16 protein-coding genes and 1 pseudogene are annotated in these 23,495 nt (G+C 70.3%); 5 read left to right on the top strand and 12 right to left on the bottom strand.

Annotation, left to right across the window (positions count from 1 at the left end; all coding sequences use genetic code 11):
• The 3 genes and pseudogenes from Manayef4_RS05705 to Manayef4_RS05695 form a co-directional block, all read right to left on the bottom strand.
• Positions 1–443, bottom strand: a 443-nt coding sequence (locus Manayef4_RS05705) for a helix-turn-helix domain-containing protein (RefSeq protein WP_139140014.1), incomplete at its 3' end; no start/stop codon positions are given.
• A complete protein-coding gene (locus Manayef4_RS05700) occupies positions 440–1,012 on the bottom strand; it encodes an IS607 family transposase (RefSeq protein WP_070130878.1) in 573 nt (190 codons plus the stop codon). The genes Manayef4_RS05705 and Manayef4_RS05700, both read right to left, overlap by 4 nt.
• A 70-nt stretch (positions 1,013–1,082) precedes the next feature.
• Positions 1,083–1,310: pseudogene (locus Manayef4_RS05695) on the bottom strand (protease); the annotation flags it as partial.
• Positions 1,311–1,654: 344 nt separating this feature from the next.
• Between Manayef4_RS05695 and Manayef4_RS05690 the strand changes: the two are divergent.
• Positions 1,655–2,557 (top strand): TerB family tellurite resistance protein, encoded by a 903-nt coding sequence (locus Manayef4_RS05690; protein WP_070130890.1) that lies wholly within the window; start codon positions 1,655–1,657, stop codon positions 2,555–2,557.
• A 203-nt stretch (positions 2,558–2,760) separates the two neighbouring features.
• On the opposite strand, the gene Manayef4_RS05685 is transcribed toward Manayef4_RS05690, so the two are convergent.
• Entirely contained in the window at positions 2,761–3,234 is a 474-nt protein-coding gene (locus tag Manayef4_RS05685) for an SCP2 sterol-binding domain-containing protein (RefSeq protein ID WP_070130877.1), read from the bottom strand.
• A gap of 185 nt (positions 3,235–3,419) precedes the next feature.
• On the opposite strand from Manayef4_RS05685, the gene Manayef4_RS05680 reads away from it, so the two are divergent.
• Both Manayef4_RS05680 and Manayef4_RS05675 read left to right on the top strand, forming a co-directional pair.
• Positions 3,420–4,265 (top strand): aminotransferase class IV family protein, encoded by an 846-nt coding sequence (locus Manayef4_RS05680; protein WP_083282295.1) that lies wholly within the window; start codon positions 3,420–3,422, stop codon positions 4,263–4,265.
• A gap of 350 nt (positions 4,266–4,615) precedes the next feature.
• Positions 4,616–6,100 carry a hypothetical protein gene (locus Manayef4_RS05675; protein WP_070130876.1) on the top strand — a complete coding sequence of 495 codons (1,485 nt, stop codon included), beginning with the start codon at positions 4,616–4,618 and terminating at the stop codon, positions 6,098–6,100.
• Here the strand turns inward: Manayef4_RS05675 and Manayef4_RS05670 are convergent.
• From Manayef4_RS05670 to Manayef4_RS05640, 7 genes are all read right to left on the bottom strand, one after another.
• Positions 6,021–7,415, bottom strand: coding sequence for a toll/interleukin-1 receptor domain-containing protein (locus tag Manayef4_RS05670; RefSeq protein ID WP_070130875.1), 1,395 nt, complete (start codon positions 7,413–7,415; stop codon positions 6,021–6,023). The genes Manayef4_RS05675 and Manayef4_RS05670 overlap by 80 nt on opposite strands.
• Positions 7,416–7,470: 55 nt before the next feature.
• On the bottom strand, positions 7,471–8,985 hold the full coding sequence (locus Manayef4_RS05665) for a cation:proton antiporter (protein ID WP_023840335.1): 1,515 nt from the start codon (positions 8,983–8,985) through the stop codon (positions 7,471–7,473).
• 416 nt (positions 8,986–9,401) lie between these two features.
• Entirely contained in the window at positions 9,402–10,391 is a 990-nt protein-coding gene (locus Manayef4_RS05660; RefSeq protein WP_070130874.1) for a malate dehydrogenase, read from the bottom strand.
• 209 nt (positions 10,392–10,600) lie between these two features.
• Positions 10,601–11,878, bottom strand: a complete 1,278-nt coding sequence (locus Manayef4_RS05655; RefSeq protein ID WP_011437821.1) for an ABC transporter substrate-binding protein — start codon at positions 11,876–11,878, stop codon at positions 10,601–10,603.
• Between the two features lie 188 nt (positions 11,879–12,066).
• Positions 12,067–12,537 carry a heme-binding protein gene (locus tag Manayef4_RS05650; RefSeq protein ID WP_011437822.1) on the bottom strand — a complete coding sequence of 157 codons (471 nt, stop codon included), beginning with the start codon at positions 12,535–12,537 and terminating at the stop codon, positions 12,067–12,069.
• A gap of 189 nt (positions 12,538–12,726) precedes the next feature.
• Positions 12,727–13,500, bottom strand: a complete 774-nt coding sequence (locus Manayef4_RS05645) for a hypothetical protein (protein ID WP_011437823.1) — start codon at positions 13,498–13,500, stop codon at positions 12,727–12,729.
• Positions 13,501–13,685: 185 nt separating this feature from the next.
• The gene (locus Manayef4_RS05640) at positions 13,686–13,922 is read right to left on the bottom strand and encodes a DUF397 domain-containing protein (protein WP_070130873.1); all 237 of its coding nucleotides are present in this window, start codon (positions 13,920–13,922) and stop codon (positions 13,686–13,688) included.
• A 1,243-nt stretch (positions 13,923–15,165) separates the two neighbouring features.
• On the opposite strand from Manayef4_RS05640, the gene Manayef4_RS05635 reads away from it, so the two are divergent.
• Positions 15,166–16,050: a helix-turn-helix transcriptional regulator gene (locus tag Manayef4_RS05635; RefSeq protein ID WP_070130872.1), complete on the top strand. Its 885-nt coding sequence runs from the start codon at positions 15,166–15,168 to the stop codon at positions 16,048–16,050.
• Positions 16,051–16,184: 134 nt separating this feature from the next.
• Here the strand turns inward: Manayef4_RS05635 and Manayef4_RS05630 are convergent, their stop codons facing one another.
• Positions 16,185–18,782 (bottom strand): histidine kinase, encoded by a 2,598-nt coding sequence (locus Manayef4_RS05630; RefSeq protein ID WP_254665479.1) that lies wholly within the window; start codon positions 18,780–18,782, stop codon positions 16,185–16,187.
• Between the two features lie 607 nt (positions 18,783–19,389).
• Between Manayef4_RS05630 and hrpA the strand changes: the two genes are divergently transcribed.
• Positions 19,390–23,472, top strand: a complete 4,083-nt coding sequence (gene hrpA / locus Manayef4_RS05625; protein WP_023840337.1) for an ATP-dependent RNA helicase HrpA — start codon at positions 19,390–19,392, stop codon at positions 23,470–23,472.
• The last annotated feature ends 23 nt before the right edge of the window (positions 23,473–23,495 follow it).

The raw sequence follows: 23,495 nt of genomic DNA, 5'->3' as shown, positions 1-23,495 counted from the left end.
TAGGTCTCGTCAGCCGGGCCGTAGGCGCCGGTGGTGTACCGGAACGAGTCACGGGCCTTTCCCCGCTTCTTGAACCTGGGAAAGCCGACCCGCCGGCCCTTCCGCTTCCCTTGCCGGGAGTCGGTGAAGTTCTTCAACCCGCGGGCAAGCTGGTCCAGCCCGGCCGAGTACGCCTCCTTCGAGCACTCGTCCCACCATGGGGCGATGTCCCGCTTGACCGCGTTCCACGCGAGGCGCAGCGCGGGGAGCGTCCACGGGACGGGGGTGAGCAGGTCGCCCGTCAGCCCGTAGGACTGCTCGGCGTCACGCTGGGCGTGCGCGGCCTTCACCCGGGCCAGGCCCCAGTTGTAGGCGAACCTCGACGCCCCGGCGTGGCGGCGGATACCGGCGAGCTGGGCCTGGTTCGGGTCGAGGGCGAAGCGGTACGCCTGGAGCGTCGTCACTCGCCAGCCTCGGTGGCGGCGGCGACCGCACGCGTGGCACGGTTCACGGCGGCCCGGCGACCGTACAACCGGGCGCACAGCGACGTCAGGATCTCGGTGACGTCGCCCACCAGGTCGTCGTCGACCTCGSCCGGGTCGACGACCAGCAGCCGCCGGCCCTGCGCCGACAGCGCCGCCTCGACATACTCGGCGCCGAACCGGGCAAACCGGTCCCGGTGCTCGACGACGATCGTCGCCACGGCCGGGTCGCGCAGCAGGCCGAGGAACTTCCGCCGATGACCGTTGAGCGCCGACCCGACCTCGGTCACGACCCTGCCGACAGCCAGGTTCTGGCTGGCCGCCCAGGTGACGATCCTGGCGACCTGCCGGTCAAGGTCCGGCTTCTGGTCAGCGGACGACACCCGGGCGTACACCACCGCGACGGGGCGCCCGGCCGGCACGGTGGGTTCGTCGACGAGTACCAGCCCACCGACCTTGCGGGCAGGGACCGGGAGCAGGCCGTCGCGGTACCAGCGCCGCGCCGTGGTGTACCCGACGCCGTTCGCGGCGGCCCACTCCTTAAGGTTCACACGAACATCATACGACGCCATCAGAGGCCATCAGACGCCATCGGACGCTGATTCGGCAGCAGCTTTCATCCCCCAGGCTCTGCGCGGTGAAGAACCCGAAGATCGGTACGACGAGGCCGAGCGCGGAGTAGACGCCACAGATCCGGTGCAGCACGCGGACGATCCCGGCAGCACGCTCGTCGCCCGGGGAGGTCAGCGCCAGGCGCGCAGCCGGGGCGAACATGCTGGCGGCCACGGTGACCRGTCCGATCGCGAGGATCGCGGCCAGGACATGCACGCTGAGCAGAAACTTGGTCACGGTATGCCTCTCAGGATCGGCCTAGGATCGGGCGCGGACGGTCTGGATACGGATCCGGTGGCGCCGCGCCCACGCCTCGGCGCTAAGGTCCGGACGGCTCGACGTCCTAGCCGCCACAGACACCATCATCCTTCCGAGACTGGCCGATCCCACCCCACCACTGGCCGCGGACCTGCGCGACGCCCGGCGGTCTACGGCGGCACGCGGCACCCGGACCGAGCGGTCACGCCGGCAGCGCAGATGAGTAGTTCCGGACCGCCGCGTCCACTCGCTCCGCCATCTGGTGGATGATGGTGCCTGCGCGTAACCCGCCTTGTGCCGTGCGTCTTCAGGAGGCTTTCGGTATGCCTTTGCAGGCTGCTATTCGGCTTGATGTTCGGCTTCTCGTACGGATTGACGACCGCATTCTCCTCGCTCGCCCGCCGGGAGAAGCCTGGCATGTCCTTCCGGGCSGTCCGGTGGCGGCGGGAGAGAGCACGGACGACGCTCTCGAACGGCAGGTAGGCCGCCTCGCCGGCCCTCGGACGATCTCCCGGCAGTTCATCGGGGCGGTCGAGCACGACGGAACCATCACCGGCCACTCACCTGAATCCGCAACCGATCACGTGCTCAGTATCATGTTCGCCGGCTTCTGGCCGTCCGACATCCCGACGCCGTCACGCTGGGGGGAGCACACGCTGGTTCCGGTTAACATCAACGTGCTCCTCGCGACACGCCTGCGCCCGCTATCGATGGCCGAGGTGGTACKTCGCTGGCTCGCCGAAGGCTGGCCGCTCTGGCGCGGCCTCGATCCCGCCGTCGGCAACCGGCGGCTGCCCTCCCTGGCCTCACTGCGCGCGCAGCTGTTCGCCCGTCGGGAGGAGCTGCGCAGCCTCACTTTCCGGGACGCCGCCGTGGCGATCTGTGCCCTCGTCACCGCGGCCGATGGTCGCATCGATCCGGCGGAACGCGAGGGACTACTCGGCTTCATCGCCACGGATCCGGTGATGTCCCAGTTTCCCGAACAGGACGTGGAACGGCTCTTCGATGAACATCTGAGCCGTCTCACCGCAGACTTCGCCGCCGGCAAACAGGCCGCGCTGGCCGACATCGCCAAGGTGCGGGGGCGGGCGACGGAAGCCGCCGCCGTGGTGCGCATCGGGCAGGTGATCGGCCTGGTTGACGGCGAGTTCGTCGCCAGCGAGCGGGCCGTGGTGCGGGAGGCCGCCCTCGCCCTCGGCCTGAACACCGCCGAGTTCGCCCTGTGAGGGGCGAGCCGGCGCCGGTTGAACGACGTCGCCGACCCGTCCGCTCATGGCCTCCTCGGCTGGCCTTCCCAGCTGACCTCCTCGGCGCGACGGCACAGAGCGGCCATGTCGGCCCCGGCGGGCAACTCGTACTCCCGAACGTCCAGCACCGGCCGCACCAGCCGGCACCTCATCGTGGCGGCACCGGTGGGGACCGCCGCCGGTCAGCTCTCCTTCTTGATCTCAAACCAAGACAGGATCCTGCCTCCGAACTTCAGGTCACCATCAATCTTGATCTTTCTGGTGAGGAAGAGMTTGGCCCCGCTGGCCTGACCGGAGACCACCCGAACGAAGCGGACACGATCCGTGATAATGGTCAGCGTCTGCTCCCCCGCGGATTCACTCGGGGTCCCGGTGGCGGGCGGTGTCGCCAGAGTGCAGACACCGTCGGCGACCCGCAGCTCGTAGGTGCGCACGGCGCCGCCCGGTCCACCGTTGAGCACGAATCGGACCAGAGCGTTCTCTTCTTGTGCCTGCTCTGGGCGGAAGGTGTCGCGCATCTGCCGGAAGACCTCGTCCAGCACCGCGTCACCGGCCGGCCCACCCAGCAGGTCGGAGACCTCACGCTCCGACATAGCGGGCAGACCGCTGACGAGTTTCGCCGGGTCGGCCGTGGAATCGACGGCAAGATCGGACATAGCCACACTCCTTTGCGTTCGTGTTGGCGTTCGTGGGCGGCAGCCTGTCGGCAGCACGCACGAGCACGCTAGCGAAGACGACACGGCGGCGGTTCCGTGGGCGACGCAACCGGAACATCGCGCGTGACGGCCCAGCCACGGACGGCCCAGCCCACGGAACCGCCGCCCGCCGGCGGGTCACTATCGTGGCCAAGGTGGTCACTCCCACACTTCGACGCGTCGAAATCGACGGGCACCCCGTTCCCCTCGATGAGCCACACCGCCTAGCCCTGCTCCCCCACGGCCACTTCACAGTGCTGCAGGTGCGAGCCGGTCGGGCCCGGGGCCTGCGGTGGCATCTCGCCCGGCTGAATGAGGCGAACCAGGAGCTCTACGGCGAGCCTCTGGACGGCGAGCTGGTTCGCCACCGCATCCGGCAGGCACTGTACGCCACCGAGACGGCCGCCGCCGGCTCCGAGGCCACGKCGACAGCCGCCACCACGCTGGATGCCACGGTCCGGATTGTCGTCACCGAGCAGCCGGACGGCGCAGGGGTGCGCGTCATTGTCGCGATCGGCGAACCGGCAACCATGCCGACCACCCCACAACGGCTGCGGTCAGTGCCGTACCTGCGCCCGTTCGCCCACCTCAAGCATCTCGGGACGTTCGCGCAGATCCAGCACGGCCGGCTCGTCCGCCGTGACGGCTACGACGACGCCCTGTTGACCGCCCCCGGCGGGCTCGTCGCGGAGGGCGCAATGACCAACATCGGTTTCTTCGATGGCAACATGATCGTCTGGCCGGACGCTCCCGCCCTGCGCGGAGTCACCATGACGCTGTTGGAGCAGGCACCGGCGGACGGCGGCCCGCCCAGCGTACGGGCCCCCGTGCGACTGGCGGATCTGGCGGGCCGAGGCCGCCTTCGTCACCAACTCACGCGGGATCGCGCCCGTCCGGCCATCGACGGCCACCTCTTCGCGGGATCCGAATGGCTCATGACGACGCTTACCCGCCGCTACGACGCGGTGCCATGGGATCCGAATGGCTCATGACGACGCTTACCCGCCGCTACGACGCGGTGCCATGGGATCCGATCTGAGCCAGGTCGACGGCGTCCCACATGCCCGGATGCTCCTGCGGAGGCCTGAGGACCGCGTCCACCCCGACCATACGTCCACCCCGGTCTTCGTATTTCCCGAGAGACAATGAATAGCATTTTTCAGAATTATAAAAATATAGCGAGATACCAGAGATACCACGACCTGGCCGCGGCGAGAGCGCCGGAATGGATTTCCGCGCGGCGGGTCGCCGGATACTGTCGGCATGCCCCGCTATTTTTCCTTTCTTCCGATGAAATCTGGCTCCGGACCCATCCCGCTGTCCGTGAAGGAACACCGCAACGATGCCGCTTGCCTCAGCCCGGCTCCTGGTAGCGCTCCTGCTGCACGAACAGCACCGCGTCGAGCCCGCGGGTGTGCCTCTCCGTTACCCCTCCCCGCCTCCCGCGGAACGCCATCTCATCGGCGCGGCGACGGCGCTCGCCGCCGGCCGGGCGAAAGGAGCACTGCGGGAGTTGCGGCAGAGCGAACACGACCCGACCGACCCCGATCACATGGCGGCGCACGAGGCGCTCTACCTCGCCGCGCTGGCTCTCGACCTCAACTGGTCCCCTGATGACGTCGGCGTCGTCCGAGCCTGGGCCACGAGGACGTTCGCTCCGCCTCCGGCCGGCTTGGCCAAACCAGCCGGGCCGTCGCGAACCATGACGGACGCCCCGCTGATCGCCTGGACGACGCAGGTCATCTCCCGTCAACGGCACGCGCTGCTCGAACCGACGACCGCGGTCATCTGCGTGCTCGGCGCCGCGATCATCCCCGGCATTCGGGTGGCGCGGGCACAACTGGCCCTGACCGGTCTCCGCGTCGACCACCGCGAAACCGRCCGGAGGCACGAGCCCGGCCCCCATCACATCCCCCATCGCATGTCCTATCGCCTGCCCCGTCACGTGGTCGTGCACGGTCACGGCGCCGATCCGCCGCGCGCCGCACGGACCGCCGACCCTGCCGGAACACTCGTAATGCAGGCCCTGGCCACGGCTGATCTCTTCGTCACCCATCTCGACGAGCTTCCGGTGCCACAGGCGGCGGCGTACGCGCGGATCCTGCGGGCGGATCTGCTGTTCCGGGCGAACCAGGAGGCCGAGGCCGGCATGGCGTTGGACGCGGTCGAGGCCGGCGCCGGGTCCGACCACGCGACACTGGCCCATGCGGCGCTGGTGCGCGGCGACTGGGCCGGCTTCCCGGACGGCGGGGCGCAGACGCTCGGCCGTCGGCCCGGCGGGAGCCGGGTCATCCGGTCGCGAACGGCCTATCCGGAACGCGCGGAGGAACTGTGGCAGCGGGCCCTGACCGCCTACGGGCGCGCCGGGTCGGAGGGCGGRCGCGCCGCCGGACTGCTCCGGCTGGCCGGGGCGCCGACGGCGGCAGGCCGGCCGATCCTGCGCAGGGCCCGGATCGACGAGGCGGCCCGGCGCGCCCGGACAGCCGGCAACGAGGCGCTGACCTGGCTGGCGAGAGTGCAGAGCCAGGCCGAGCAGGCGGTTGCCGGAGAACCGTCCGCAGCGGGACTGCGGGCCATGATGACGGCGCTGGCCGACTGGTCCAGGCTGGAGGGAAGCACGAGTTACGGCCGCGGGCTCGGCCGACTGCTGATCGACGCCGGCACCGCTGGTGACCCCGATACCGGCACCGCTGGTGACTCCGACGACGTCGAGGCGGCGGACCGCGAGGATCCCGGCCGGCGGMCGGTCAGGATCGCTGCCCGGGGAAGGGTGGCGGAGTCGACGGCCGGGAACCGCGGCCGTTCAGGGACCGGACGATCTGCCTGACCAGTTCAAGCTCCGCCGCCGCACCGTCCTTCTTGTCGACGAGATCGATGTAGCTGATGCCGCGCAACAGCCCGGCCGGGTCACAGGTCTCGACGCGGATCGGAATCAGCGTGCGCTTCACGCCGTTGGGATCCGCCTGCCAGGCCGCCTGCCAGGCCGCCTGCATCTTCTCCGAGGCCAGGTAGCTCTTCGACAGCACGGCGAGGGTACGCCGGGACTGCGAGATCCCTTCATGCAGCAGACCGATCTCGTGCTCACCGGGCAGCGCGTCGAGGGCCGCCAGATGCACCGAATGACCACGGCCTTCCAACACGCGGGCAATCCAGGAGCCCCAGGCCTCATCGGACGGATCCGCGGAGATGAGGARGTCCCACTTCCCGTCCGCGACCGGCCCCTGATCGGAGCCGTTCGACGGGGTCCGCACCACCGGAAACGGGCGCCCCGGCAGCGTGATCCACGCGAGGYCCTCGTACTTGCCCGCCACCGACACCTCGACTCGGCGGTACTGCGCCGGGTCGAGATCCCGCAGCCGCCCGGCCACCGTACTGTGGTAGAACTCGGACGACAGGACGAGTGCCAGTTCCGCGTCCCTGTCCTGTTCCAGCAACTGCCGGACGGGGTCCGCGTCGACCAGCCGGGCTGCGACCACCGCCGCGTCGCCGACGAAACCACTGCCGCCGATACCCACCTCGCCTTGGTGCAGGGCCAACCGCAACCGGATTCGGCCGGTCTCGTCACGCCCCCGGTTGTAGGTCCGCAGCGCGATCCGCAGTTCCCGGACGAACTCGGTCGCGAGGACAGCCTTGGGAGCGTCGGCGGCCACGGCCGCAAGAAAGCCGTCGCCGCGATCCTGGCGCAGCCGGATCGACCGGGGAGGCAGGCCGGCGCCTCCGACCGCCTCATCGACGATCCGGCGCAGCCCCTCCCGCCAGCTCGCCTGCGTCGCGATGTCCTGACGGCTGTAGTGCCTGGCATCCAGGCAGAAGACGCTGACATGCCGCGGGACGCCGTCCTCCCACGGGGCGCCCTCGCCACGGGAAACACCGTCCTCCCGGACGGCGTCGGCGAAGATCCGGTTGCCCCGATAGTCCCGATGCGCCTCGGTGAGGATGCGCCTCCGGCCGTCCGGCAACAGGCCGTTCTCCAACAGCGACGCGAGTTCGGACCAGAACTCGAACGACGACTCACCCGGGTAGAACTGCGGATGGTGCCGACGCGCCAGCCCGGCACGTTCCAACAGATGAGTCGCCTTCATCTGGTTGGTAAAAGTGGCGGAAARCGCCTCGATCTCCGCCTCGGTCAGCCGGTCCGTCACGAGTCCCCCGTAGGCATGCCCRCAGAAATCCGGCGACGCGACGGTAGGTGGTCCGTCAGCCGGCGGATTCGTCCTCGAATTCTAACCCGTCCCTACCCGTTGTATTGGATGGGTTCACCGACCTTCGGTATCGTGCGCGGGACCGAGCCGCGGGGAGCGTCCGGGTCTCGCGACGGGTGATGACACCCGCCTCCGCGGCACCGACGCCACCGGCACCGCTCGCATGGTGACCGTCCAGCACAAGGCGACGCTGTTCCTCGGCCGCGGTCTGCTCGACCTGTCGCATGGCGCGGCGCAGGATCGGCGGAGCCATGACCGACGTGACGATCGCGACCAGAACGATGATCGTGTACGTCTCGGTGGAGAGCACCCCCAGCCGCACGCCGACGCTGGCCACCACGATCTCGATGACTCCCCGCGCGTTCATGCCGGCGCCCAGAGCGAGACCCTCCCAGGGGGTCAGCCGACTGGCCCGGGCCCCCGCGTACACACCGGCAAACTTGCCGAAGACCGCGACCGCGAGCACGATCACCGCCGCGAGCAGAACCCGGGTTTCACTCAGAGCAGTGAGATCGACACGCAGGCCCGCCGTCGCGAAGAAGATGGGCGCAAGCACCGCCATCACCACGATTCGCAACGGGGCGACACTGGCATGATCCACCAGGCCGGACGACCCGAGGACGACCCCGCCCAGGAAGGCGCCGAACACCGCCTCCAGCTCCAACGCCTGCGTCCCGGCCGCCGACGCGAGCACCAGCACGGCCACGAAGGCCACGACCGACCCGCTCCTGGCGCCGGGATCGGCGCCAGCCCCGGCCCCGGCACCACTCGTGGCAATGATCCGTCCCAGCACGGCCCGGACGACGACCCGGCCGATCGTCAACGCGAAGATCCCCACCCCGAGGACGTAAAGCACCGACAACGCCGTGTCGCCCGCCCGGACACCGGTGGTCGCCATCGCGGACACGACCGCCAGCATCAGCCAGCCAACGGCGTCATCGATGACCCCGCCGGCCAGCGCGAGCTGCCCGACCTCCCGATGGGTCAGACGCATCTCCATGAGCGTCTTCGCCATCACCGGGATGGCGCTCACGCACATCGCCACCCCGAGGAACAGCGCGAAGACCGTCCGGTCGCCGTCGGGGCCCAGCAGGGAGGACGGCATCAGCACGCCGGTGACGATCCCGAAACCCAACGGCAGGAGCAACCCACCGAGGCTGATCCGGGCGACGGTGAGACTGCGCCGGCGGATGATCCGCGTATCAATCTCGAACCCGCTGAGCGCGACCAGGAAGAGGACACCGAGCTGTCCCACCGCGTCGAGCAGGTGGAACTGCGCGGCGTCACGCGGAAGAAACCAGTCCGAGAAGGTCGGCCACAGCGTTCCGAGCAACGACGGGCCGAGGAGCACGCCGACGCAGAGCTCACCGACGATGGCAGGCATCCGCAGGCGCACGGCGACACGTCCGAGCAGAATTGCCAGACTGAGCAGCATGGCGAGCTGAAGCAGGAACAGCAACAGGGAATGCGGCGGGATCGAGGGGACGGGCCGAGTGGACGTGAGGGACAATGTCTCTCCTCGGACGTCTCGCCACCATTGACGGCGGCGAGGGCTCCAGGCCGACGTCCGACGACCGGCAGGCGCATCGGCGACAGGCCAGCCGAGAGCCGGAATCACGGATACCGGATACCGGATACCGGATTCCTCGTCATCCCCCGTCGCCCCCGTCGCCCGCGCGCCTGCGATTCGGTCGGCTGACGCCGCGGGCACCGGCACTGGTACCGGCGTCCCTCAAGAAGAAACCACAACGGACGCCGGAAAGTCCGCCGTTCGTGTCATCTCCCGCCGCATCCGCCGCCTGACACGGAGCCGTGGAGGGATAATCACGTTTCCGGGCCGGCAACCGTGACCGACCCTCCACACGTCCCTCCGCTCCGCCGGCCTGCGCAGGCTTCACCGGCCTGCGCAGGCGGGGAGAAATCGGCTCAGATGAGGCCGAGCGCGCGGACCGCCTCCCGCTCCTCGGCCAGCTCACGCACCGAGGCGTCGATCTTCTCCCGGGAGAAGGCGTCGAGCTCCAGACCCTGCACGATCTCGAACCGGCCGCCGGACGCGGTGACCGGGAACGAGGAGATGAGCCCCTCGGGCACCCCGTAGGAGCCGTCGGACGGGATCGCCGCCGAGGTCCAGTCGCCCGCCGGGGTGCCGTTGACCCAGGTGAAGATGTGGTCGATGGCCGCGGAGGCGGCCGACGCCGCGGACGAGGCGCCGCGGACCTCAATGATCTCGGCGCCCCGCTTGGCGACCCGCGGGATGAACTCGTCGGCAATCCATGCCTGGTCGCCGACCGCCTCGGCGCCGCTGCGCCCGCCCACCTCGGCGTGGAAGATGTCCGGGTACTGGGTAGCCGAGTGGTTACCCCAGATCGTGATCTTCTTGATCTCGGCGCTGGGCACGCCGAGTTTCTTGGCGAGCTGCGCGATCGCGCGGTTGTGGTCAAGCCGAGTCATCGCGGTGAACCGCTCGGCGGGCACGTCCGGAGCGTGCGTCTGGGCGATGAGCGCATTGGTGTTGGCCGGGTTCCCGACGACGAGGACCCTGATGTCCTCGGCGGCACCACTGTTGATCGCCTCGCCCTGCGGCTTGAAGATCCCGCCGTTGGCGGACAGCAGGTCGCCACGCTCCATGCCCTTGGTCCGCGGGCGTGCGCCGACGAGGAGGGCCACATTAGTGCCCTCGAAGGCCCGCTTGGCGTCGTCGAACACGTCCACCCCCGCCAGTAGCGGGAAGGCGCTGTCCTCGAGCTCCAGCGCCGTGCCCTCCGCCGCCCGCACGGCCTGCGGGATCTCCAACAGACGCAACTTCACCGGCGTGTCCGYACCCAGCAGCTGGCCCGACGCGATGCGGAACAGCAGCGCGTAGCCGATCTGACCGGCAGCGCCGGTTACGGTGACGTTGACGGGCGTTGAGCTCACTGGCTTCTCCTGGTGCAGATCACGGAAGATCGGGGTGCGGCCCGTGTCGTCCTCGTAACGATCCCGAGCCGGCCGGGTAACCGGTCCTGGAGCTGGAACGTCTTCTGCCGCCCCAGCGATGCTAGTCCGAGGCTAGTCCGAAGTTCTTGGTCAGGAGGCACGGGCGGCGCGGACGCGGCTCACATCGCGGCGCCACGATGGGGCACGTGCTACCGGCCGATCTCGGTCCCGCACCGTGGTACGGGCGGGACCAGCGCGAAACGTTTCGCGTCCGCGGTGACCTGAAGGAAGGTGTAGCAACGGTTGATCTGCCCGAAATGGGTGGCGAAGTTGACGGGGACGGGCAGCAACCCGTCCGCGTCATAGCCGCGCACCGCCCGCAGGCCCCTGATGAACGTCTCCCGGCTGGGGCATGGCCCGGCGGCCACCAGACCGCGCAGGAACATGTCCGCCGAGATCCACCCGGACAGGGCCGCCTGCTGGGCCGGCGGGGACACCTGGGGCGCGTACTCCAGCATGGCCTGCAGGAACCGCTGGTGAGCGGGAGTCTCCTGCTCGAACGGCAGGTAGTCGACGAAGCTGTAGACCCCGGCCAGCACTCCGCCGAACAATTGCAGGAGACGCTGGTCGTAGCCGGTGGGCGACAGGATGACCCGCAGATCCGCCCGGGCCGCCCGGGCGCCCAGGACCACCTGGCCGAAGGCGGCGCCGGTGACGGCGCCGACCAGGACGTCCGCGCCGCTGTCGCGCACCTTCCGGCCGATGCCCGGGATGTCGATCGGCCCGGTCGCGTCGATCCGGCCGAGCACCCGCACCCCGGCCGCGGCGAGGCTCAACGCCATCTTGTCGGCGAGGGTCACGGAGGTCGCCGAGAACCCGGACTGGGCGATGATCGCCCGGTGGCCGCCGCGCTCGGCGACGAACTCACCCCAGGTCGTGACGGACGGCCCGTCGAAGATCATATTTGAGTAGCTGAACATGTTGTCGTTATGGGTCCAGGCCGCCTCCAGCGAGGTACCGGTCACCGGTATTCGCCGGCTATTGAGATAACCGGCGGAACCACTGGCCACGGAGGTCGACTCGATGATTCCGAACACCTGGTCGTTCTCCACGAGCCCCCGGGCGGCGGCCTGGTTTCCGGCGGGATTCGAGGCGTCATCCCGCCAGACATAGACCACTTTTCGGCCATACACACCGCCCGCCTTGTCGGCCACCCCGAGCCGGGCGTCCACCCCGGCCCGGAAGGAGCGGAACAGTGACGCCGCGTTTCCGGTGTCCGGATAGAGCAGGCCGAATCTGATCGCGTCCGGAGCGACGCCCGGCGCCGCGCAGGCCGGGGACGCGGTCGGCCCGTCGGTGGAGACCCGGCAGCCGACCGCTCCCAAGCCGATCAGGAGGCTCACGAGCCCGAGCAGCGCGGCCCGGCGGTCCGCACGACGGCGCCGAGGCCGGTGCGGCCCGACTCCCAGAGCCGTGACGCTCCCCACTCCATCAAGCCTGAACCAGAAGAACCACCCTTCGATGCCATTCCGTTGATTTTGTGAGATTCACCGAAGATCGATCGCTCCCGGTTTCAGGATCCGATCCCGCTTCGGGCTCCCCACGCGGTGCCGCGTGGGGAGCGATACCGCGTKGGGGTGGGGCCCGGTCGGCCCGGTCAGTCCGGTCGGCCCGGTCAGAACGCCGCCGCGGCGGCCCGGGCGATGGCCTGGTCAAGGGGGGCGGGACCACCGCTCACCCCGACGGCCCCCACGATCACCCCGTTCCGCCACAGCGGCAGCGCACCGGGCAGACCGGTGACGACCGGTTCCGCCGGCGACGGACGCTCCCGTCCGACGCGGCCGTCACCCGTGGCAGGTGCCTCGCCGCCGGCATGCGCCTCGCCGCCGGCATGCGCCTCGCCGCCAGCGTGTCCCTCGCCACCGGTATGACTGACCAGATGGGCCGGCGGAGCCCAGGCCCGAGCCGCGCACGCCTTGTCGACGGAGATATCCGCGGTCTCGAGCCGGGCATTGTCCATCCGGACGTGGGCAACCAGAATTCCGGCGTGGTCAACGACAGCAATGTTAACCGGTTGACCGAGGTGAACCGCATATTTCTCCCCGGCGGCGATGATCCGACGGGCGTCCTCGAGCGATACGGTCATCCGCGACTCTCCCCATAAAGCGGCGTTCCGGTGCGCTTGACCATAGGCCCTGGCTGACCGTCAGGTGGTGGAAGGCGCGCCGCGTAACCACCGTCGCGCATGGCACTCCCGAGCGGCGAACGGCAGGATAACGGCAGGATACAGGTGGACACCGGGTATCCCCGGGCCCCCGGCCGGGGAACCGGAGGGTCAGGTCGCGGCGACGAGCGGGAGGACGGCCCGGGGGCAGCGGTGGATCAACCTGCTGGAGAGATAGCCGCCGCCCAGCAGGTCCAGCAGAGCACCGGCGCCCGGATGATCCAGCCGGCCGACCCGGTGCAGGCCGCGCAGACGCAACAGACCGGGCAGGTGCGCCTCGATGGCTCGTTGGTCGGGCCGGGGAGCTCCATCGAGCCAGGTGTCGAACCGCGCGCCGGTCATGATTTCCCACACGACCGTGTCCGCGACGGCACCGGTGCCGTCGGTGACGGTCACCAGATGGGGTACCCGGATCAGATCGGCGAAGCCGCTGAGATCCGGCCGCACCCCGGCGGTGACGACGTTGTCACCGACCTCCGGCTCGCTGCCGGACCCGGGGGGGCCGCCGGGGGCGGGCGTACCGCCTGCTCCCGGCCGTCTCAGGGCATTGCGCAGATGAGAGGCGAACGCCAAGGCCAGCGCGCTGCGACCTGGCGGGCTGGCCTGAGCGTGCAGGACGATGGCGTCGACTCCCGGCGCGCGGAGCCGCTCGGCCGCCGCGCGAACCAGCCAGGCCGGCTCGACCAGGACGAAACCGACCTGCGCGCGCCGCCGCTCCTCGATGGCGTCACAGCCGCGGATGGCGTCACAGCCGCGTCCTGACGGGGTCCGCACCCTCATGGACTCGTGAATCCACTGGCAGGTGATGAGCCCGTCGGCACCGGGAAGTGAGAGGAGCGGCAGATCCTCCGAGCTGAAGATCCGTTCAGGGATCGACGTGGGCATACTGTCTCCGTCTCGCCACGCGCCCGCCCGGTCCGGCCGGGCACCGCCCCCCAGGCCACAATCGGCCGCGGTGCCCACACCGTCCACGACCCGGTGTGGGCTCCCTGCATAGGGAGCCCACACGGCGATGGAACGTACCCGCCTCGTCGAGGCTGCCGGAACCGGGAAGGCCATGACGGGCGCGACTACTGGAGCAGGTTGTCGAAGTCGCCGTCTTTGGCCCCGAGTATCAGAGCCTMGATTTCAGCTCGGGTATACACCAGAGCGGGTCCGTTTGGATGCCGAGAGTTACGGACGGCAACTTCGTCACCCGGAAGCTTCGCCATTTCGACGCAGTTTCCCTGCGAGTTGCTCCGACGACTCTTCTGCCATGTCACGCGCTGCAGTGCCGCGGCGGRCATACCGCTGTAGATCTTGGTCATGTCGATCTCCTGAAGCCCCGGGAAGCCATGCCGCCACGGCCCCGACCCACGCCGTCCGCTCGCCATACCACCGACGGGCCAACCACCGACCGCCGGCCGACCGCCAGCCAAACCCACGATGGAACACCCCCCCGGAAGACCGTCCCATCATGCCAGCGTGTGCGGCTGCACGAACTTTGGCTCACGATACAGCACGGTCGGGTGCACGTGCATCAAGCGGGTGACAGATGCCCGGCCCGACGCCTCGCGCCGCCGCGGCCTCCACGCCGAACCAGTCCCGGGGCGGCCCCAGGGAAGCCCAAAGAAAGATCAAGAGAAGATCAAGGGAGCATCGACAGCTTCCGACGAAGGCGCCGAGAATGTTGATATAACTACCAAAAGCACTAAAAATCCCATCACAAGAACCATGCAGGCACCACGAATCTGCGCCCAGTCCGCCCGTGAGGCTCCGCAGAAGGACCATGGACGGGCCTCGACCCCACTAGGCGAAACGTCCGAAAAATCCGAAGAGTGACGAATCCGACCCATGCGCCAGGCACCCGTACAAGGCGGCCGCGGACCGAGCCGGGAGAAAAAGATCCCCGGTCTGGGGCGAGACGCGCGCTCACGACGGGGCACTCCGGCTCCCCGGACGACGGGAGGCCGGCCGCGCGCGACCTGACTGTGCACAAGGTCATAGCCTCGGCGTAGCGAAAACCGTGGCCCTTCCGGTCCACTCGTGGTCCCGGGGCCCGCGACATAGCTGTAAAACAACGGGGGACACCTCGACAGCACTCGACGGAGATCGTGCACCAGAACCAGCGCGGCGGCGAAGAGCGCCGGCGTGAACCCGGAGAGATCCGCGGAGGGACCGGACGGCGGAGGGACCGGACGGCGGAGGGACCGGACGGCGGAGGGGAACCCGATGGGGAGAGTGGGGGGAGGAGCGAAGAGGGGTGCAGCCGTGGAGAGTAACACTAGGAAGCACACGATCGCCGTCCGGGGGCCCGAAGTCCTCACGCCCCTGGAATCTGGCACCGTGAGAGTGGAATGTCCGGACATGTCATCGTCCACACCATTGCGCCTGCACCCGACAGCCGGGGGCACCCCTACCCCCCGTTAAACGGAGACCCGTCGTCGGCGCTCCCCGTAAGCGTGTATACAAATAATCCTCACCACGCTAAACACGCGCGTGTCACCCAGACGAGAGAACCAGCCACCCATCCGGAACCAGAAGATCGAGTATCTTACTCTTGCGTTGACCATGGCGAGGGGGCCGACCKTGACGACAGCTCAGCCGGGAAGTGGACCGACCGTACGTCGGATCCTGCTCGGCTCTCAGCTCCGTCGACTTCGCGAGGAGAAGGGCATCAGCCGGKAGACCGCCGGCTACCACATCCGCGCATCAGAGTCGAAGATCAGCCGGATGGAGCTTGGCCGCGTCAGCTTCAAAGAACGCGACGTCGCCGACCTGCTGACCTTCTATCAGGTCACGGACGATGCAGAGCGCGCCCCATTGCTGGCCCTTGTCCGGGAGGCGAACGCCGCTGGCTGGTGRCAGAACTTCAACGACGTTCTCCCGTCCTGGTTCCAGCCGTACATCGGCTTGGAGGAGGCGGCCCAGCTCATCCGGACCTACGAACTCCAGTTCATTCCGGRCCTGTTGCAGACCGAGGACTACGCCCGAGCGATCATCACGCAAGGTAGTGGTGGCCTACCAGTCGACGTCATCGAGCGCCGGGTCAGCGTGCGGCTCAACCGGCAGAAGCTGCTGTGCCGTAAGGACCCGCCACGGCTCTGGATAGTCATCGACGAGGCGGCGCTGCGTCGGCCGATCGGCGGACCGAAGGTGATGCGGGCCCAGCTSGAGCACCTCATCGCCGTGTCCGAGCTGCCGAACCTCACCCTGCAGGTGATGCCGTTCGCCTTTGGCGGCCACGCGGCGGAGGGTGGGGCCTTTACGATCCTCCGCTTCCCCGAAATGGACCTGCCGGACGTGGTCTACCTGGAGCAGCTCACCGGTTCCGCCTACCTCGACAAGCGCGAGGACGTCGACCGGTACATGGAGGTGTATAACCGGCTCAGTGTCGACAGCACGACCCCGGGTGACACTGCCGAGCTGCTACGGCGCATCATCACCGAGCTCTGAACGCGGTTCGCTCCCAGCCCGCCGACCGGCTGCCCCGCCGGCCCGCCGGCCTAACTACTCGGCCAGCCCACCGGCCCGCCGTTCTGCTGGCCTGCCGTCCTACTGCTCCGCCATCCCGCCGTTCCGCCGGCCTACTACTCCGCCAGCCCACCGATCGACTCGACCCGCCCGGTCGGGTCCGTGACCGCGCTCGCCGCCGGCCAGGTCAGCTCCAGGCTGAGACACCGATCGTCCAGCTCCACCGCGACCTCGATCCCGCCCGCGTCCTCTCCCCCGCGGCCGAGCTGCGGGGGCGGCAGGCCCTGCGGCCAGGGCAGCGAGACGAAAACACTGCCGCCGGCCGGCGTCCACAGGACCGTCACAATCGCCCGGCCGCCGGGGACGGCGGCGAGCACCTCCCGCACCTGATCGGCCACCATGGCCCGCACAGGAGCTGGCGCGAGCCGCAGATCGCCGGACAGCTGGATCTGGACGGTCATTCCCGCGGCCTCGGCGTCGGCGACGACCACGTCGAGGTCCGCCAGCGCCGACGACGGACCACCCCCGGTGATCATGCGACGGACAGCGGCCGCCCGCATCGCGCACCTGCTCCGAACGGCGGCTTCCCGCGGGTCCAACCAACCGCCCGCGACCCCGTCGAGTAACGGCAGCACCTCCCACCCCACGGTGCGCAACCACTGCGCCCGCTCCCACCTGATCATGGTGGACGCATCCACCTGGGCGGCGACCTCAGCCTCGGCGGCCAAGGCGCGGGCGGTCGTCTCCGCGGTGCCGCGCAGCAGGGGACCCAGCATCGCGGTCACGATCTGCACCCCGCACGCACCGTAGATCAGTACCCCCAGCCGCGCCAGCACCAGCGATTCGGTGCTACCGCGCAGGAACACCGCAACGATCATCATGGCAATCGCGACCAGCAGCGCACCCACCCATTCCCAGAGTGGCCGGGAGGCGGTGATGAACGCTAGGAGCAGGGGAAGCACGAGCAACGGCCAGTCCGCAATCCGGACGATGTCCGCGCCGACGGTGTTCGCTATGCCGGCGACGGCGACGGCGACGGCCAGGAACAGCAGCACGGCCGCCTCGGGACCGCTGATCGGCCGACTCCGTCCGCGCCGGACGAAGACGACGGTGAGCACGGCCACCAGCAGCCACAGCGCTCCCGCTCCGGCCATCGTCCGCACCCWCCCACCCGTGCCGACCAACGGCACGAGCATGATGATCAGCCACAGCCCGGCGATCTGCCCGAGCGCCCGGCGCAGCCCGGCGGCATAGGCGTCGCGTAGCTCGGCGGCGATCGCGGCGACGTCCCGACGATCGGCGACCCGCCCGCCGGCCCTTCCGGCTCCGTGATCATCCCGATCGCCACGATCATCGCGATCATCGCTTGGATGTGGTCGCGTCACGTGCCCCGTCGTCGCGTCCGGGGCGCGCCACTGCAGTTCCACAACGGTGCCCTGCCCCGGGCGCGCGTCGATGCGGGCGGTCCCGGCAACATCCACCAGCCGTCCGACGATGGACTCGCGCAGCCCGAGCCGGGCGGAGTCGACCCGCCGCGGGTCGAAGCCGCACCCGGCGTCGGACACCGTCACGATGAGCAGGCCCGGGCCACCGCCGAGGAGCAGCGAGGCACGCCGGGTGCCGGCGTGCCGTTCCACGTTGACCAGCGCCTCGCCGACCGCTCCGACGAAGGCCTCCACGACCACCGCCGGGGGCTCACCGGGAGGTTCCCCCGCGATGGCTGGGAGACGCTGGTCGTCGAGGCTGACCTGCAGCCCCCGTCGAGTGGCGTCGCGGACGACCTCGGCCAGCCGCTCGCCGATCGGCGGACCGACCTCGTCGTCCCGGTCGAGCAGGCCGCGCACGGCGGTGAGGCTCTGCGCACATCGACGCCGGGTGAGTTCCACGTCCCGTCCCCCGCCCCAGGCGATGCCGGTCAGGGTGTTCAGCACCGTGTCGTGGATGACTCGCTCCCGTTCCCGGCGGTCGCGGGCGACGGCGAGGACGACCGCCTCGCTGCGGTGCCGGGCYGCGACGTTCGCCCAGCGCTGGTCGGCCGTGCGGGCGATCCGGCGCAGTCGACCGATCGCCAGCCCGAGTAGACCGGGAATGATCAGCAGCATGGCGGTCYGAGAGAAGACCTGGGGATTGTGGCCCCAGCCGCCTACGAGAGTGGCGCCGCACAGCGTCAGGAGCAGGACCGACGCGACGGCCGTCGGAAATGTCCAGACCGTCACGATCCCGGCGTTGATGGCGGTCAGGAAGACGAAGTTCCCRCTGTCCCCCACCGAAGCGGGCGGCAACCAGGACGAGGCCGTCAGGGCGAGGACCGCCGACATCGCGACCGTGACGGTGGTCATCGATCGACGGATCCCGCGTCGCAGGCCGACGACGCAGAAGACGAGACCGCCGATGGCCGTCAGCCCCGCGACGGCCATCGCCGCCGGCCTGTGGTCGTACCAGCGCCAGACCGCGACGTAGCACACCGTCAGCAGAACCGCGACCGCCCGCAGGGTGACGAGGACGCGCCCCATGACCTGTTCCAGCGCCTGGTAAGCCCGGCCCAGCTCGACGGAGGCTCGGCCCAGCTCGAGCGCGCCCTCCCCGAAGGCGGTCACCGTGCCCGCGGAGGCGGAGGCGGAGGCGGAGGCGACCGTGGGCACGGTGGCCGGCGCCACGGACGGGACCGCCTCGCGCACCCCGGACGAGGCCGCCTCCCGCCCGTCGGCGGTCACGCCCTGCCCGGCCCGAGGAGGTCGCCCGGACCAGGGTGGGGGCCGACTTCGCACCTCATCATCATGAGGGCTCAGCCCCCTCAACATCGAGGTTCCTGTCGACGACAAGGTTGCGACGGCACAGAGGTTGCGACGGCACAGAGGTTGCGACGGCACAGAGGTTGCGACGGCATAAAGGCCGCGACGGCGTCGAGCGGCGGCCCCCCGCCGACCGGGTGGGCTGTTGGCAGGCTACCGGCCGCACCTCGCCTTGGTCGGCAAAGGACCGCCTCGCCTCTCATCCGTCGAACCTCTCATCCGTCGAAGAGGTAACGGGATGGCCCGACCTCCAGTTCAGGGGAGCAAGACACGGTCCAGGGACCGCAGACCGTGCTCAGGTCCCCAAAATTCGCCGGCCGAAGAGTCGTCGCCGCCGCCCGACGGGCCGGAGGAACGCAACGCCGCCGGGACAGCTGTGCCCTAGGCTTAACGACGTGTGGAAAGGCAGCTCTTGAATCCTCCCGCCACGCCGCCGCCCACGCCGCCGCAGCAACCGTCACCACCGGCAGGCCCAGTGCCACCGGCAGGCCCAGTGCCACCGGCAGGCCCAGTGCCACCGGCAGGCCCAGTGCCACCGGCGGAGCTGTCCGCGCGGCTGACCGGGTTGTCTCCTCGCGACGCCCATCGGCTGGGCCGACGGCTCGCCGAGAGCCGGCGCACCCGCGAGCCCGCCGCGCGCCAGCGGGCCCTACAGGCCATCGCCGCCGAGGTGGACCGGGCATCGCTACGGCTGGAGCGGCGCCGGGCCAGCGTTCCGACGCTCGACTACCCCGACATCCTTCCGGTCACCCAGCGCAAGGACGAGATTCTCGCCGCGATCCGGGATCATCAGGTGGTCGTCGTCGCCGGGGAGACCGGGTCCGGCAAGACCACCCAGCTACCGAAGATCTGCCTGGAGCTCGGCCGCGGGGTCCGGGCGATGATCGGGCACACCCAGCCGCGCCGAATCGCCGCGCGTACCGTCGCCGACCGCATCGCGGAGGAACTGCGCACCCCGGCTCCCCAGATGGGCGGCGTCGTCGGCTACCAGACCCGGTTCACCGACCAGGTGCACGAGAACACGCTGGTCAAGCTCATGACGGACGGCATCCTGCTGGCCGAGATCTCCTCCGATCGCCAGCTGCGCCGCTACGACACGCTCATCATCGACGAGGCGCACGAGCGCAGCCTCAACATCGACTTTATCCTCGGCTACCTGCGGTCGCTGCTCCCCCGCCGGCCGGATCTCAAGATTGTCATCACCTCCGCGACGATCGAGACGGCCCGGTTCTCCGCCCACTTCGCGGGTGCCCCGGTCATCGAGGTGTCCGGGCGCACCTATCCGGTCGAGGTCCGCTACCGCCCGCTCGTCCCGGCGGCCAGCGGCCCAGCCGGCGGCCCAGCCGGCGGACCAGCCAGCGGCCCGGCCGACGCGCGGAGGACCGGCAGGGAGAACGGCGAGGCCGAGCGCGACCAGACCCAGGCCATCAGCGAGGCGGTCGACGAGCTGTGCGCGGAGGGCCCGGGCGACATCCTGGTGTTCCTCAGCGGCGAACGGGAGATCCGCGACACCGCCGAGGCACTCACCCGCGAGCAGCGGCCGAACACCGAGATCGTGCCGCTCTACGCCCGCCTGTCCGCCGGCGAGCAGCACCGGGTGTTCCAGCCGCACACCGGACGGCGGGTGGTCCTGGCCACCAACGTCGCCGAGACCTCGCTGACCGTGCCGGGGATCCATTATGTGATCGACCCGGGCACCGCCCGGATCTCCCGCTACAGCCACCGCACCAAGGTGCAGCGGCTGCCCATCGAACCGATCTCGCAGGCCTCCGCCAACCAGCGCAAGGGGCGCTGCGGGCGGACCGCCGACGGCATCTGCATCCGCCTCTACAGCGAGGAGGACTTCGCCGGCCGGCCGGAGTTCACCGATCCGGAGATCCTGCGGACGAACCTGGCCTCGGTCATCCTGCGGATGGCCGACCTTGGCCTCGGCGAGATGGCCACGTTCGGGTTCCTCGATCCGCCCGACCCCCGCCAGATCAGCGACGGCGAACTGCTCCTCGCCGAGTTGGGGGCGTTCGACGCCACCGCGTCCGATCCCCGTCACCGGATCACTCCCCTCGGCCGGCGGCTGGCGCAGATCCCGGTGGATCCCCGGCTGGCCCGCATGGTGCTCGCCGCCGACGAGCAGGGCTGCCTGCGCGAGGTGCTCGTCATCGCCGCCGCGCTCGCGATCCAGGATCCCCGGGAGCGCCCGGTCGAGCACCAGCAGGCGGCCGACGCCCGCCACGCCCGGTTCGCGGACCCGACCTCGGACTTCCTGGCGTACCTGAACCTGTGGAACTACCTGCGCGACGCCCGCGGCGAGCTGTCGGCCAACCAGTTCCGGCGGATGTGCCGCACGGAGTTCCTCAACTACCTGCGCATCCGGGAATGGCAGGACGTGCACGGCCAGCTCGCCGCGGTGGTCCGCGGCCTGGGGCTCACCCCCCGGGACGACAGCTCCGGCGCGGCCGATCCACGAACCGTGCACCGGGCCCTGCTGACCGGGCTGCTGTCGCACATCGGTCGTTACGACCCGGAGCGCCGGGAGTACGCCGGCGCCCGCGGCGGCCGCTTCGCGCTCTGGCCGGGCTCCGTCCTGGCCCGGCGGTCGAACCGTGCCGAGCGCACCGGGCCGACAGCCACGTCGGCGAACCCGGGGGACCCGGCGGGCGAGGACGCGCCGAAGCGGCCGTCCGGACCACCCGCCTGGGTGATGGCCGCCGAGCTGGTGGAGACCTCCCGGCTGTGGGGCCGCACCGCCGCGCGGATCGACCCGGACTGGATCGAGCCGCTCGCCGCCCACCTGGTGCATCGCACGTACAGCGAACCGCGCTGGTCGCGCCGGCAGGGCGCGGTGCTCGCCGACGAGAAGGTGACTCTGTACGGGGTGACGATCGTCGCCTCCCGGCCGGTCCAGTACAGCCGGATCGACCCGGTCCTGTGCCGGGAGCTGTTTCTCCGGCACGCACTGGTCGAGGGTGACTGGCAGACCCGCCACACTTTCTTCCACGCCAACCGGGAGCTGCTCGCCGACGTCGAGGAGCTGGAGCACCGGGCCCGGCGGCGCGACATCGTCGTCGACGACGAGACGCTGTTCCATTTCTACGACGAGCGCGTCCCCGCGGACATCGTGTCCGCCCGGCACTTCGACGCCTGGTGGCGCAAGGCGCGCCGGACGACCCCGGACCTGCTCGACTTCCCGCGCTCGATGCTCGTCACCGCGGACGCCACGGGAATCACCGAGGCCGACTACCCCGACGTCTGGCAGGCGGGCGACCTCGCGCTGCCGCTGAGCTACCAGTTCGAACCGGGCTCGGCGGCCGACGGGGTCACCGTGCACATCCCGCTGGCCGTGCTGAACCAGGTCGGCGCCGAGGGCTTTGAATGGCAGGTGCCGGGGCTGCGCGAGGAGCTCGTCACCGCCCTCATCCGGGCGCTGCCGAAGGCGGTGCGGCGCAGCTTCGTCCCGGCGCCGAACTACGCCAAGGCGGTCCTGGCGAACATCACGCCACGCCAGGCGCCCCTGCTCACCGCGGTGGAACACGAGCTGCGCCGGATGGGCGGGCCGGAGATCCCGCGCGATTCCTGGTCGCTGGCGGGTGTGCCGGATCACCTGCGGTTCACCTTCCGGGTGGAGGACGCCGGCGGGCGGGTACTGGCCGAGGGCAAGGACCTCGACGCCATCAAGGAGCGGCTGCGCCCGAGGACCCGGGAGGCCGTCGCTGCCGCGGCGGACGGCCTCGAGCGGGCCGGCCTGCGGGCGTGGGGGGACCTCGGCACCCTGCCGAAGGTCGTCGAGCTGCGCCGCGGCGGCAACGTGGCGGGCGGCCACGTGGTGAAGGCGTTCCCGGCGCTGGTCGACGAGGGCGGTTCGGTCGCGGTGCGAGCCGCCGACACCGAGGCCGAACAGCGCCAGCTGATGTGGGCCGGCACCCGGCGCCTGGTGCTGCTGGGCGTCCCCTCCCCGGTGCGCGGCCTCAACGCCCGGCTGTCGAACGCCGCGAAGCTGGCCCTGAGCCACAACCCGCACCGCGACGCCGCCGACCTGCTGGACGACTGTGTGCGGGCCGCCGCCGACCGGTTGATCGCCGCGGCCGGCGGGCCCGCCTGGGACGAAGCGGGCTTCACCGCGCTGCTCGCCGCGGTACGCGCGGGACTGCCCGAGGCCGCCTTCGAGGTGGTCCGCGAGGTTCAGCAGGTGCTCGGCCTCGCCCACGCGGTCGATCTGGCGCTGCGCGAGCTGCGTGCCCCGGCGGTGGCGGCGTCGGTGGCCGACGCGCGTGACCAGCTCATCTCGTTGATCTACCGGGGATTCGTCACCGACACCGGGGCCGACCGGCTGGCGGACCTCGTCCGCTACCTGACCGCGCTGGAACGGCGACTGGAGCGGCTGCCCCGCGATCCCGGGCGGGACAGGCTCAACACCGCGACCGTCGGGCGCGTCCAGGACGCCTATCGGGAGCTGCTCGCCACCGTCCCCGCCGGCCGGGAGCCGGCGCCCGAGATCCGGCGCCTCCGCTGGATGATCGAGGAGCTGCGGGTGAGCCTGTTCGCGCAGAGCCTGCGCACCCCGTACCCGGTTTCCGAGGAACGCGTCTACCGGGCGATCGACGCCATCCTCGGTTAATCCGTTTCGGTGACTATGCCATG

Source organism: Frankia sp. CgMI4, assembly GCF_001756285.1.
Lineage (GTDB): Bacteria > Actinomycetota > Actinomycetes > Frankiales > Frankiaceae > Frankia > Frankia casuarinae.
The sequence above is the reverse complement of the archived record's forward strand: the minus strand, read 5'-3'. Positions and strand labels throughout refer to the sequence as shown.

Excerpts from the sequence above, each read along its gene's own strand:
- Manayef4_RS05650 (WP_011437822.1), bottom strand. The coding sequence starts at position 12,537 with ATGACCGTATCGCTCGAGGACGCCCGTCGGATCATCGCCGCCGGGGAG.
- Manayef4_RS05645 (WP_011437823.1), bottom strand. The coding sequence starts at position 13,500 with ATGCCCACGTCGATCCCTGAACGGATCTTCAGCTCGGAGGATCTGCCG.